12 protein-coding genes, 1 pseudogene and 1 other annotated feature are annotated in these 12,103 nt (G+C 55.5%); of the genes and pseudogenes, 8 read left to right on the top strand and 5 right to left on the bottom strand.

Annotation, left to right across the window (positions count from 1 at the left end; genetic code table 11):
- The 3 genes and pseudogenes from rimM to rplS form a co-directional block, all read left to right on the top strand.
- Positions 1-193 (top strand): annotated as a pseudogene (rimM, locus tag FT726_RS23780) (ribosome maturation factor RimM); the annotation flags it as partial.
- Between the two features lie 35 nt (positions 194-228).
- Complete coding sequence (trmD, locus tag FT726_RS23775; protein WP_021507325.1) at positions 229-993, top strand: tRNA (guanosine(37)-N1)-methyltransferase TrmD; 765 nt, start codon at positions 229-231, stop codon at positions 991-993.
- A gap of 42 nt (positions 994-1,035) precedes the next feature.
- Positions 1,036-1,386 (top strand): 50S ribosomal protein L19, encoded by a 351-nt coding sequence (gene rplS / locus FT726_RS23770; RefSeq protein ID WP_021507324.1) that lies wholly within the window; start codon positions 1,036-1,038, stop codon positions 1,384-1,386.
- 56 nt (positions 1,387-1,442) lie between these two features.
- On the opposite strand, the gene FT726_RS23765 is transcribed toward rplS, so the two are convergent.
- Positions 1,443-1,964, bottom strand: a complete 522-nt coding sequence (locus FT726_RS23765) for a GNAT family N-acetyltransferase (RefSeq protein ID WP_346303561.1) — start codon at positions 1,962-1,964, stop codon at positions 1,443-1,445.
- 303 nt (positions 1,965-2,267) lie between these two features.
- Between FT726_RS23765 and FT726_RS23760 the strand changes: the two genes are divergently transcribed.
- Positions 2,268-3,347 (top strand): 3-deoxy-7-phosphoheptulonate synthase, encoded by a 1,080-nt coding sequence (locus tag FT726_RS23760; RefSeq protein ID WP_058759618.1) that lies wholly within the window; start codon positions 2,268-2,270, stop codon positions 3,345-3,347.
- A gap of 6 nt (positions 3,348-3,353) precedes the next feature.
- Entirely contained in the window at positions 3,354-4,475 is a 1,122-nt protein-coding gene (gene tyrA / locus FT726_RS23755) for a bifunctional chorismate mutase/prephenate dehydrogenase (protein ID WP_021507321.1), read from the top strand.
- 33 nt (positions 4,476-4,508) lie between these two features.
- Here tyrA and pheA read toward each other — a convergent pair whose 3' ends face one another.
- The 4 genes from pheA to bamD form a co-directional block, all read right to left on the bottom strand.
- On the bottom strand, positions 4,509-5,672 hold the full coding sequence (gene pheA / locus FT726_RS23750; RefSeq protein WP_058776009.1) for a bifunctional chorismate mutase/prephenate dehydratase: 1,164 nt from the start codon (positions 5,670-5,672) through the stop codon (positions 4,509-4,511).
- 22 nt (positions 5,673-5,694) lie between these two features.
- Positions 5,695-5,819, bottom strand: a sequence feature (Phe leader region).
- The gene (gene pheL / locus FT726_RS23745; RefSeq protein ID WP_121497579.1) at positions 5,771-5,818 is read right to left on the bottom strand and encodes a pheA operon leader peptide PheL; all 48 of its coding nucleotides are present in this window, start codon (positions 5,816-5,818) and stop codon (positions 5,771-5,773) included. (Overlaps the previous feature by 48 nt.)
- Positions 5,820-5,916: 97 nt before the next feature.
- Positions 5,917-6,243, bottom strand: a complete 327-nt coding sequence (gene raiA / locus FT726_RS23740) for a ribosome-associated translation inhibitor RaiA (protein ID WP_021507319.1) — start codon at positions 6,241-6,243, stop codon at positions 5,917-5,919.
- A 268-nt stretch (positions 6,244-6,511) separates the two neighbouring features.
- A complete protein-coding gene (bamD, locus tag FT726_RS23735; RefSeq protein WP_152390535.1) occupies positions 6,512-7,258 on the bottom strand; it encodes an outer membrane protein assembly factor BamD in 747 nt (248 codons plus the stop codon).
- A gap of 129 nt (positions 7,259-7,387) precedes the next feature.
- On the opposite strand from bamD, the gene rluD reads away from it, so the two are divergent.
- The 3 genes from rluD (at position 7,388) to clpB (ending at position 11,792) form a co-directional block, all read left to right on the top strand.
- A complete protein-coding gene (gene rluD, locus FT726_RS23730; protein ID WP_021507316.1) occupies positions 7,388-8,368 on the top strand; it encodes a 23S rRNA pseudouridine(1911/1915/1917) synthase RluD in 981 nt (326 codons plus the stop codon).
- Positions 8,365-9,093, top strand: coding sequence for a purine nucleoside phosphorylase YfiH (gene yfiH / locus FT726_RS23725; protein WP_346303560.1), 729 nt, complete (start codon positions 8,365-8,367; stop codon positions 9,091-9,093). Before rluD ends, yfiH begins: the two co-directional genes overlap by 4 nt.
- 125 nt (positions 9,094-9,218) lie before the next feature.
- Positions 9,219-11,792, top strand: coding sequence for an ATP-dependent chaperone ClpB (clpB, locus tag FT726_RS23720; RefSeq protein ID WP_021507314.1), 2,574 nt, complete (start codon positions 9,219-9,221; stop codon positions 11,790-11,792).
- Positions 11,793-12,103: the final 311 nt, after the last annotated feature.

The following is a 12,103-nucleotide window of genomic DNA, read 5'->3' as shown; positions in this document are numbered from 1 at the left end:
GACGGCATACGAGATGGGCAAAGTCATTGATTTGATGGAGACCGGCTCGAACGACGTTCTCGTCGTAAAGGCAAACCTGAAAGATGCATTCGGTGTACAGGAGCGGTTAATACCGTTTCTTGATGAACAGGTTATCAAGAAAGTCGATCTCGCTACTGGCACCATTGAAGTAGACTGGGATCCTGGTTTTTGATCTCCGGACAATCCGGTAACGTAACGGCGAACGCGATGTGGATTGGTGTTATTAGCCTGTTTCCTGAGATGTTTCGCGCTATTACCGAGTACGGGGTAACTGGCCGGGCAGTAAAAAATGGCCTGCTCAACATAGAGAGCTGGAGTCCACGTGACTTCACGCACGACCGGCACCGTACCGTGGACGATCGTCCTTACGGCGGCGGACCGGGTATGTTGATGATGGTGCAACCCTTACGGGATGCTATCCACGCAGCGAAAGCGGCGGCGGGAGAAGGCGCTAAGGTGATTTATCTTTCACCTCAGGGTCGCAAACTTGACCAGCAAGGCGTTTGCGAACTGGCGACCAGCCAGAAGTTAATTCTGGTTTGCGGTCGTTATGAAGGGATAGATGAGCGTGTGATTCACACTGAGATTGATGAAGAATGGTCAATCGGTGATTACGTGCTCAGTGGCGGTGAGCTGCCAGCGATGACGTTAATTGACTCGGTCGCCCGGTTTATTCCTGGCGTGCTGGGGAAACAGGCGTCAGCCGATGAGGATTCGTTCTCGGAAGGTTTGCTGGATTGCCCGCACTATACCCGACCTGAAGTGTTAGAGGGGATGGAGGTTCCGCCAGTTCTGCTGTCGGGCAACCATGCCGATATTCGCCGCTGGCGCCTGAAACAGTCGCTGGGCCGTACCTGGCTAAGAAGACCTGAACTTCTGGAAAACCTGGCTCTGACTGAAGAGCAAGCAAGGTTGCTAAGTGAGTTCCAGCGGGAACATCAGCAGCAACAAAACGATGAGGTGGAAGAGTAATCTTCCCTGACTATCAGTTTACCCAGGATAAGAGATTTAATTATGAGCAACATTATCAAGCAACTTGAACAAGAGCAGATGAAACAGGACGTACCTTCCTTCCGTCCGGGTGATTCCGTGGAAGTGAAAGTATGGGTCGTTGAAGGTTCTAAGAAACGTCTGCAGGCATTCGAGGGCGTGGTTATCGCTATTCGTAACCGCGGTCTGCACTCTGCATTCACTGTTCGCAAGATTTCTAACGGCGAAGGCGTTGAGCGTGTCTTCCAGACTCACTCTCCGGTAATTGACAGCATTACTGTCAAACGTCGTGGTGCTGTGCGTAAAGCCAAACTGTACTACCTGCGTGAGCGTACCGGTAAGTCAGCTCGTATCAAAGAGCGTCTTGGCGCGTAAGCGACATCCCAAAGTTAATAGCAAACAAGGGGTTGGCCATAAGGCCAGCCCCTTTTTTATGGGCGTCTGAGGTGATAGATCGCCGTGTTGACCGGCCCGCTCTCCAGCACAATCAACCCGTAGCGGTAATCCACAAATGAGAAGCCGCTGCGCAGGGCCACGGCGCGGCTGGCGTGATTCTCTTCTGCAGCAAGAATCTCCAGCACAGCAATATGTGGCTGGGCGAACGCCAGATTCACCAGCTGTGCCACCGCCCGGCGGGCAACGCCCTGTTGCTGCGCCTCGCTGCGAACCCAGTAGCCCAGCGCACTGAACTCACCGGGCTGACGCGCATAACGTAAGCCAGCACCGCCCAGCAACCGATCGTTGCCATCAACAATCGCGAACTCTTCAGCTTCACCCTTTTGACGCTGCAGATGGGTGAAATTGATCCAGCTGACGGCTTCACCGACGCTGTAATCCGCATGTGCCCATACCATCCACGGCTGCAGGCTGCCCAGAGACTGATTAACGGCATGCGTAAACGCTTCGGCATCCTGCAGAGTAAAGGGACGCAGCGCGACTTGAGGGATGGACATAAAGCGATCCTGAATTAATCAAATGGATAACAGCATGTTAGCGATATCGTAAGGAAAAAACATCTGGCCTGGTCAGATTGGTGTAATGATAAATTTACATTAGTGGTGGGTGGGGCTTACAGGGTCTAATCTTATTAAACATATGATTTATATATTTAAATTAAATTTTATTTTGTGGTATGAAATGGCGTGGTAATAAAAGTGTACATATATGGATTGCATGATTTACATGCTGTGGTAAAGTAAGCATCATCCTCAGTGAGGATCGTAAAACCGCATAACGAGTGAAAAAGGATCGCCATCATGCAAAAAGACGCGCTGAACAATGTGCATATCGCCGACGAACAGATTTTAATCACGCCACAGGAACTGAAAGCGAAGTTCCCGCTGACTGCGGCGCAGGAAGCGCAAATTGCCGCTTCCCGCCAGACCATCGCGGATATCATCGCGGGTCGCGATCCGCGTCTGCTGGTGGTGTGCGGTCCCTGCTCGATCCACGATACCGAAGCCGCACTGGATTACGCTCGTCAGTTACAAACACTCTCTGCACAGTTGAAGGATCAACTGTATATCGTTATGCGCGTCTATTTTGAAAAACCCCGTACCACCGTCGGCTGGAAAGGGTTAATCAACGATCCTTACATGAACAACTCGTTTGATATGGAAGCCGGCCTGCACATTGCGCGTCAGCTGCTGGTCAATCTTGTGGAGATGGGCCTGCCGCTGGCCACCGAAGCACTCGACCCAAATAGCCCGCAATACCTCGGCGATCTGTTTAGCTGGTCGGCGATTGGGGCGCGTACCACAGAATCGCAGACGCACCGTGAAATGGCGTCTGGCCTGTCGATGCCGGTAGGCTTTAAAAACGGCACCGATGGCAGCCTCGGCACCGCGATCAACGCCATGCGCGCCGCCGCGATGCCGCACCGCTTTGTCGGCATTAACCAGGCCGGTCAGGTGTGCCTGCTGCAAACTCAGGGCAACCCGGACGGTCACGTGATTCTGCGCGGCGGTAAAGCGCCAAACTACGGCCCGGAAGATGTCGCGCAGTGCGAAAAAGAGATGCTGAAAGCAGGACTGCGTCCGGCCTTAATGATAGATTGCAGCCATGGCAATTCTAACAAAGACTATCGCCGTCAGCCTGGCGTAGCCGAATCGGCTATCGCGCAGATTAAAGATGGAAACCGCTCCATCATTGGCCTGATGCTGGAAAGTAATATTCACGAAGGCAACCAGTCTTCTGAGCAACCGCGTAGCGAGATGAAGTACGGAGTTTCCGTCACTGATGCCTGCATCAACTGGGAAACCACTGAAACTTTGCTGCGTGAAATCCATCAGGATCTGCAGGGAGTGCTGTCGGCGCGTCTGTCACACGAGGTGTAATGAGTCATGGTGGCTGAACTGACCGCGCTGCGCGATCAAATTGATGAAGTAGATAAAGCCCTGCTGGGGCTGCTGGCGAAAAGACTGGCGCTGGTGGCCGAAGTCGGCGAAGTCAAAAGCCGCTACGGTTTACCGATTTATGTGCCTGAGCGCGAGGCCAGTATGCTGGCGTCGCGTCGTCAGGAAGCGGAAGCGCTCGGCGTGTCGCCGGACCTGATCGAAGATGTACTGCGTCGTCTGATGCGTGAATCCTATGCGCATGAAAATGACAAAGGCTTCAAAACGCTGTGTCCTGAACTGCGTCCGGTGGTGATTGTCGGCGGCGGCGGTCAGATGGGACGTCTGTTCGAGAAGATGCTGACGCTCTCCGGCTATCAGGTGCGTATTCTTGATAAAGATGACTGGCCGCGCGCGGATGAACTGCTGCACGATGCGGGCATGGTGATCATCAGCGTGCCGATCCATCTGACCGAACAGATCATTGCCGATCTGCCAGCGCTGCCTGATGACTGCATTCTGGTGGATCTGGCGTCGGTGAAGAACCGTCCGCTGCAGGCGATGCTGGCGGCGCACAGCGGTCCGGTACTGGGACTGCATCCAATGTTCGGTCCGGACAGCGGCAGCCTGGCGAAGCAGGTGGTGGTATGGTGCGATGGCCGTCAGCCGGAAGCCTATCAGTGGTTCCTGGAGCAGATTCAGGTGTGGGGCGCGCGCTTACACCGCATCAGTGCGGTTGAGCACGATCAGAACATGGCGTTCATTCAGGCGCTACGTCACTTCGCCACGTTTGCTTACGGTTTGCATCTGGCGGAAGAGAACGTCAATCTGGATCAACTGCTGGCGCTGTCCTCGCCTATCTATCGTCTCGAACTGGCGATGGTGGGGCGGCTGTTTGCGCAGGACCCGCAGCTGTACGCCGACATCATCATGTCGTCGGAAAGTAATCTGGCGCTGATTAAACGCTACTATCAGCGTTTTGGTGAAGCCATCACGCTGCTGGAGCAGGGCGATAAACAGGCGTTCATCAACAGCTTTGAGCGTGTGGAACACTGGTTTGGCGACTACGCGAAACGCTTCCTCGTCGAGAGCCGCAGCATGCTGCGCTCCGCCAACGACAGTCGCCAGTAATGATTAAGGCATCCGCGAGGATGCCTTTTTGATTTACAGACGCGGTTCTACCGGTACCACGTTCTCACCCGGATAACAGCCCAGCACCTTCAGTGAACGCGTGAGCGCACGCAGTTCTTCCAGCGCCTGCTGCATGTTCTCCGACTGCAGATTGCCCTGCACATCAATGTAAAACATCTCTTCCCATGGGTTACCATTGATTGGCCGGTTTTCCAGCTTGCTCATGATCAGATTGTGATTACGCAACACCAGCAGTGCTTCAACCAGCGCGCCGGCCTGCTGGCCCGTCGCCATAATCAGCGTGGTTTTGGCCGGCACCTGGCTGGAGACTTCAATCGGTTTACGCGCGAGCACAATGAAGCGGGTATGGTTCTGCTGCTGATTCGCCAGGTTGCGCTCCAGCACCTGCAGGCCATACAGCTCACCGCCAGCTTCACTGCCCAGCGCGGCCACGCGCGGCGAGTTCATCGCGGCTACTTTCTCCATCGCCGCCGCCGTGCTTTCGGTGTATTCGATTTTCCACTGCGGGAAGCGGTTGATGAACTGGCTGCACTGCTGGAACGGTTGCGGATGGCTATACACCGTTTCAATCTGCTGCAAATCGGTATTACCGCTAACCAGCACGCAGTGTTCGATAGGAATGGTCAGCTCGCCGACGATCGACAGCGACGTTTGCTGCAGCAGATCGTATACGTCATTGATCGAGCCGGAGCTGGTGTTCTCAATCGGCATCACCGCGTAATCCGCCTGACCGCTTTCAACCTGCTGAATGATGTCGTGGAATTTCAGACACCCCATTTCCACCATCGAATCGAAGTGGCGCGTGGCGTATTTACGGGCGGCAAGGTGCGAATAGGAGCCTTTTGGGCCGAGGAAGGCGATGCGCGGCGCGTGCGCATGTGGATGATTCAGGTTTTTCTGCAGCAGCGCCTGCTGGGTCAGCACCGAATCCTCAATCACTAACTGGAACAGGCGCGTGATGTAGTGCGCATCCAGTTGATGTTTTTTACCCAGCGCGATGAGGTTTTCCAGCAGGGCGCGTTCGCGCTCGACGTCACGAATCGGGCGATGGGTGGCCAGCTTGGCCTGCGCTACCTCAACGGCCAGCGCGCGCCGTTCAGCCAGCAGCGTTAACAGCCTGGCATCGACGGCGCTGATCTTATCGCGTAACGCCAGCAGCGGATTCTCGGGATTCATAGGGCTCACCTGTAAAATGTCCAATAAAAAAGCCTCCCGGTTGGGAGGCTTTGTTGTTCGTCTTCGCATTCATTTTCACACGACGAATCGCCTCCCAATCAGGGGAAGGTAAAAAAGAATGCGAAGAAGAACGGCAGCAGTTTCATGATCAATTCCGGCAATAAAGTGAACTGAGAGTAACCGCACAGCTTAAAAGCTGTCAATAAAAAACGCGCCCGCAGGCGCGTTGCTGAAAAGCGATAAATTACCCGGCAGGGGTGAAATCTTTAACACTGCTGGTGGCACGTCGTGCTTCAGGCTTGTGCTGTGCTTTATTTAGCTGGCGCTCCAGCTTGGCGATCAGGTCATTGATGGCCGTATACATATCATCGTGTTTCGCGCTGGCGACCAGCGTGCCGTTTGGCGTGTTAATGGTGGCATCGGCCACAAATTCTTTCGGCTCTTTCGATAACACAATGTGCGGATTTATCAGGTGGGTTTGCCATTTTTCCAGCTTGGCGAGACGGTCTTCGACATGGTTGCGGATTGCCGCAGTGATTTCCATTTGTTTGCTGGTAATGTTCAGAATCATAGTTAAACCTCTCTGTCATTTCCGTCTGGGTAGGACCAGCATACCGCGCAAATCAGGAAAATATGTGATATGGATCACATTGGAATGTCACTTTTTGTCAATGCCAGCGAATTGTGAGAAAGGCCGGGAAAAGGGCGAAAAAAGCTTGATGCACAGCGGGGATAGGGGCAAGATTGACGAGTTAACCGTAGCGGAAAAAACCGTTACAAACGGTTTTCTGACCAAAAAAAAAGCAGCCACAGCGGCTGCTTTTTTAATGGCACGAAAATCAGGACGCGCTATTCGCCGCAATGATTTTCGCAACTTTGTCAGCTTCCGTCGTCAGCTGCAGCTGGCGATAGGCATTTTCCATCAGCGGCAGCGCGTCACGCGTGGCCTGGGTGTCCGGATAATCGCGCATCATACCTTCAACCCGATTAACAACGGCGACATAGGCACCGCGCTTGGTATAGAATTGCGCCACGGAGAGCTCATACTTCGCCAGGCGATCTTTCAGGAACGTCAGACGTTTCTGCGCATCTGCAGCGTACTGGCTGTTCGGATAGCCGCGCAGTAGCTGAGAGAAGTCACGGAATGCATCACGCGCATGGGTAGGATCGCGGTCGGAACGATCGATCCCGAAGAAGCCCTGCAGCGCGGAATCATCCAGTGCCATGTCCGTCAGGCCCTTCATATAGATCACGTAATCAATGTTAGGGTGCGTCGGGTTCAGGCGCATAAAGCGGGAAATGGCGGCTTGCGCCAGTGGCAGATCGGCATTTTTGTAGTACGCGTAGATCAAATCCAGCTGCACTTGCTGCGAGTAAGGACCAAACGGATAACGGTTATCCAGCGCTTCCAGTTGCTTAATCGCCGCTTTAAAGTTACCGTCCTGCAGCTTTTGCTGCGCTGTGGCGTAAATTTCAGACGGCGGGCTGTCCGGGACCGGGTCCGATGAGCCGGAACAGCCCACCAGTGCCAGGCTCAGGCTCAGGCTCAGTGTGGCAGCAGCCACCAGATGTTTCATACGCGTCATGACGAAATGATTATCCTCAAAGTGTTATGGCGGAAGCTGTCCGTATAGCTCCCGGTAATGACCAGTACGATAGCACATTATATTAAACGGCATCGCCGTGAAAACCCAACGTTAACGAAGAAGCTGTATATGGCACAACAAGTTCAACTCACCGCAACGGTGTCCGAAGCACAGCTTGGACAACGCTTAGATCAGACTTTGGCGGAATTGTTCCCTGATTATTCACGTTCCCGCATAAAAGAGTGGATCCTTGAGCGTCGGGTCAGCGTCAACGGCACCATCATCGATAAACCGAAAGAGAAAGTACTCGGCGGTGAGCGGGTGGCGATTGATGCCGAGATCGAAGAGGAGCAGCGCTGGGAAGCGCAAAATATTCCGCTGGATATTGTTTATGAAGATGACCACATCCTGGTGATCAACAAACCGCGCGACTTAGTGGTCCACCCTGGCGCCGGTAATCCGGACGGCACGGTACTGAATGCGCTGCTTTATCACTATCCGGCGATTGCCGACGTGCCGCGCGCCGGCATCGTGCACCGTCTGGATAAAGACACCACCGGACTGATGGTGGTGGCCAAAACGGTACCAGCGCAGACGCATCTGGTTGAAACGCTGCAGCTGCGTGAAATCACCCGTGAATATGAAGCGGTGGCGATTGGCACCATGACCGCCGGCGGTACGGTGAATGAGCCGATGGCGCGTCACTCTACCAAGCGTACCCACATGGCGGTGCATCCGATGGGTAAACCGGCCACCACGCACTATCGCATCATGGAGCATTTCCGCGCCCATACGCGTTTACGCTTGCGCCTGGAAACCGGCCGTACTCACCAGATTCGCGTGCACATGGCGCACATTAACCATCCGCTGGTGGGCGATCCGCTGTACGGTGGTCGTCCGCGTCCGCCAAAGGGCGCTTCTGAGGCTTTTATCAGTACGCTGCGCGGTTTTGACCGCCAGGCGCTGCACGCCACTATGCTGCGTCTTTATCATCCGATCACCGGGATTGAGATGGAGTGGCACGCGCCACTGCCGCAGGACATGGTTGATCTGATTGAGGCACTGAAAGCCGATACCGACGAGTTCCGCGATCAACTGGACTGGCTATGAGTGACTGGATCGTGCCGCAGTGGCCGGCGCCGGCGCGCGTGCAGGCTTATTCGACCACGCGGCACGGCGGCGTTAGCGCGGCGTCATGGGATTCCCTCAACCTCGGCGCGCACGTCGGGGACGAGGCGGATCGCGTGATGCACAATCGTCAGCGCGTAGTCGGGCAGCTGGCGCTACCGGCAATGCCGCAGTGGCTGGAGCAGGTACACGGCCAGACGGTGGCGCGTCTGCCGGCGGCTGCGGCCGTGCCGCGTGCCGATGCGGCGATAACGCGGGAAAGCGGCGTGGTGTGTGCAGTGATGACCGCCGACTGCCTGCCGGTGCTGTTTTGCAGCCATGATGGCAGCGAAGTTGCCGCGGCACATGCCGGCTGGCGCGGGTTGTGTCATGGGGTGCTGGAGCAAACGCTGGCACAGTTTCACTGCCCGGCGAGCGAGATTCATGCCTGGCTCGGTCCGGCGATTGGTCCACAGGCATTTGAAGTGGGGGCCGAGGTGCGCAGTGCGTTCCTGGCGCAGGATGCCGCTGCCGATGCGGCTTTTCGCCCGGCCGGCGAGAAATATTTTGCCGATATCTGGCTGCTGGCAACCCAGCGTCTGCAGGCCGCTGGCGTGCGATCTGTCACGGCTGACGCGCGCTGTACCTATCAGGAAAGCGCCGATTTTTTCTCCTTCCGACGCGACGGAATCACCGGGCGTATGGCAACTTTGATTTGGCTGAGATAACCTTACGCCGCAAGACGATCCAGTAAGCGTATTTTTTGCTCACAACTCAGGTCATTAACCTTGAAAATTTGAGGGATGACCTCATTTAATCTCCAGTAGCATTTTGACCTGTAATGGGAGGAATCATGCGTCTGGATCGTCTTACCAATAAATTCCAGTTGGCCCTGGCCGATGCACAGTCCCTTGCTCTGGGACACGATAATCAATTCATCGAACCCCTGCACCTGATGAGCGCGCTGCTCAACCAGGAGGGTGGATCAGTACGTCCGCTGCTCAGCGCTGCGGGAGCGGATGTCGCTAACCTGCGTACCAGCATCGAACAAGCCATCAATCGTTTGCCGCAGGTCGAAGGGACCGACGGCGACGTTCAGCCATCAGCGGATTTGGTCCGGGTACTGAATCTGTGCGACAAGCTGGCGCAAAAGCGCGGCGACAACTTTATTTCATCTGAATTATTTGTTCTGGCGGCCCTCGAATCGCGCGGCTCGCTGGCGGACTTACTGAAGTCTGCCGGTGCCACGGCGGACAAACTCGCTAAGGCCATCGAGCAACTGCGGGGAGGGGAAAACGTGAACGATCAGGGGGCTGAAGATCAGCGCCAGGCTTTGAAAAAATACACCATCGATCTGACGGAGCGCGCTGAGCTCGGCAAGTTAGATCCGGTTATCGGGCGTGACGAAGAGATTCGCCGCACCATTCAGGTATTGCAGCGCCGTACCAAAAACAACCCGGTGCTTATCGGTGAACCGGGCGTCGGTAAAACCGCCATCGTTGAAGGGCTGGCGCAGCGCATCATTAACGGCGAAGTGCCGGAAGGGCTGAAAGGCCGGCGCGTACTGGCGCTGGATATGGGCGCGCTGGTGGCCGGCGCGAAATATCGCGGCGAGTTTGAAGAGCGCCTGAAAGGCGTACTGAACGACCTCGCCAAGCAGGAAGGCAACGTCATTCTGTTTATCGATGAGCTGCATACCATGGTCGGCGCAGGCAAAGCCGACGGCGCGATGGATGCCGGCAACATGCTGAAGCCGGCGCTGGCACGCGGTGAACTGCACTGCGTGGGTGCCACCACGCTGGATGAATATCGCCAGTACATTGAGAAAGATGCCGCGCTGGAGCGCCGTTTCCAGAAAGTGTTCGTCGCCGAACCGAGCGTGGAAGACACCATCGCCATTCTGCGTGGCCTGAAAGAGCGTTATGAGCTGCATCACCATGTGCAAATTACCGATCCGGCGATTGTCGCTGCGGCAACGTTGTCGCACCGCTATATTGCCGATCGCCAGTTGCCGGACAAAGCCATCGACCTGATTGATGAGGCGGCGTCGAGTATTCGTTTGCAGATTGACTCCAAGCCGGAACCGCTCGATCGTCTCGAACGGCGCATCATCCAGCTCAAACTGGAGCAGCAGGCGCTGAAGAAAGAATCGGATGACGCCAGCGTTAAGCGTCTGGAGATGCTGGAAAGCGAGCTGGATCAGAAAGAGCGCGAATATGCTGAGCTCGAAGAAGAGTGGAAAGCGGAAAAAGCCTCGCTGACCGGCACGCAAAACATCAAAGCCGAGCTGGAGCAGGCGCGTCTGGCTATGGAGCAGGCACGGCGTGTGGGTGACCTTGGCCAGATGTCGGAACTGCAGTACGGCAAAATTCCGGAGCTGGAAAAACAGCTGGCAAGCGCCACGCAGGCTGAAGGTAAAACCATGAAGCTGTTACGCAACCGCGTTACGGATGTCGAGATCGCCGATGTGCTGGCGCGCTGGACCGGTATTCCGGTGGCCCGCATGATGGAAGGCGAGCGCGATAAACTGTTGCGGATGGAGCAGGAGCTGCATGCCCGGGTTATCGGCCAGGACGAAGCGGTTGAAGCGGTATCGAACGCCATTCGCCGTAGCCGCGCCGGTTTGTCTGACCCGAACCGGCCAATCGGATCGTTCCTGTTCCTTGGACCGACCGGTGTCGGTAAAACCGAGCTGTGTAAGGCGCTGGCTAATTTCCTGTTCGATAGCGACGACGCGATGGTGCGTATCGATATGTCGGAATTCATGGAGAAACATTCGGTGTCGCGTCTGGTCGGGGCACCTCCGGGCTACGTCGGTTATGAAGAGGGCGGTTACCTGACAGAGGCGGTGCGTCGTCGCCCTTACTCGGTGATTTTGCTGGATGAGGTGGAAAAAGCGCATCCGGATGTGTTCAACATTCTGCTGCAGGTGCTGGATGATGGGCGTCTGACCGATGGTCAGGGGCGCACCGTGGACTTCCGCAATACCGTGGTGATCATGACATCTAACCTCGGTTCGGATCTGATTCAGGAACGTTTCGGCGCGCTTGATTACGCGGAAATGAAAGATGTGGTGATGACGGTCGTCGGACACCATTTCCGTCCGGAGTTTATCAACCGTATTGATGAGGTGGTGGTATTCCATCCGCTGGGTGAAAAACATATTGCCTCGATTGCGCAGATTCAGCTGCAGCGGCTGTATCAGCGTCTGGAAGAGCGCGGTTATCAGCTGCACATTTCCGACGCGGCGCTGAAACTGCTGGGCGAAAATGGTTACGATCCGGTTTACGGCGCGCGGCCATTGAAGCGGGCTATTCAGCAGCAGATTGAAAACCCGCTGGCGCAGAAGATTTTGTCTGGCGCGCTGGTTCCGGGAAAAACTATCGAAATGGATGTGCAGGACGATGCCATCGTCGCGCACCAATAACGCAACGTGACAAAAACGGGCCTCAGGGCCCGTTTTTTTATGCTGTTTCGCAAGAATCAGCTGGTTTTTGCAACGTGTTGCCTGGAAAGTGAGCGGTCGCGCAAAAACTGCAAATTAGCGCTTGTCAGGCGAAACGAAGTCCCTATAATGCGCCACCACTGAGACGGCAAAGCGGCAACGCAGGCGGCTCAGCAGGGCGTGAAGCGATTCACCCCGCCGGAGAAAAACGCTGAAAAAAGTGTTTGACTCTGAAGGAGGAAAGCGTAATATACGCCACCTCGCGACAGCAGGCCGAACGCCGCGTCGCACCG

It is taken from the genome of Pantoea sp. Morm, from assembly GCF_016643525.1.
GTDB lineage: Bacteria > Pseudomonadota > Gammaproteobacteria > Enterobacterales > Enterobacteriaceae > Pantoea > Pantoea dispersa.
This window is presented reverse-complemented; position numbering and strand designations above follow the sequence as displayed.

Coding starts and splice junctions, on each gene's coding strand:
- trmD (WP_021507325.1), top strand. CDS start 229: ATGTGGATTGGTGTTATTAGCCTGTTTCCTGAGATGTTTCGCGCTATT.
- FT726_RS23765 (WP_346303561.1), bottom strand. CDS start 1,964: ATGTCCATCCCTCAAGTCGCGCTGCGTCCCTTTACTCTGCAGGATGCC.
- bamD (WP_152390535.1), bottom strand. CDS start 7,258: ATGACGCGTATGAAACATCTGGTGGCTGCTGCCACACTGAGCCTGAGC.
- FT726_RS23760 (WP_058759618.1), top strand. CDS start 2,268: ATGCAAAAAGACGCGCTGAACAATGTGCATATCGCCGACGAACAGATT.
- clpB (WP_021507314.1), top strand. CDS start 9,219: ATGCGTCTGGATCGTCTTACCAATAAATTCCAGTTGGCCCTGGCCGAT.
- raiA (WP_021507319.1), bottom strand. CDS start 6,243: ATGATTCTGAACATTACCAGCAAACAAATGGAAATCACTGCGGCAATC.
- yfiH (WP_346303560.1), top strand. CDS start 8,365: ATGAGTGACTGGATCGTGCCGCAGTGGCCGGCGCCGGCGCGCGTGCAG.
- rluD (WP_021507316.1), top strand. CDS start 7,388: ATGGCACAACAAGTTCAACTCACCGCAACGGTGTCCGAAGCACAGCTT.
- tyrA (WP_021507321.1), top strand. CDS start 3,354: ATGGTGGCTGAACTGACCGCGCTGCGCGATCAAATTGATGAAGTAGAT.
- rplS (WP_021507324.1), top strand. CDS start 1,036: ATGAGCAACATTATCAAGCAACTTGAACAAGAGCAGATGAAACAGGAC.
- pheA (WP_058776009.1), bottom strand. CDS start 5,672: ATGAATCCCGAGAATCCGCTGCTGGCGTTACGCGATAAGATCAGCGCC.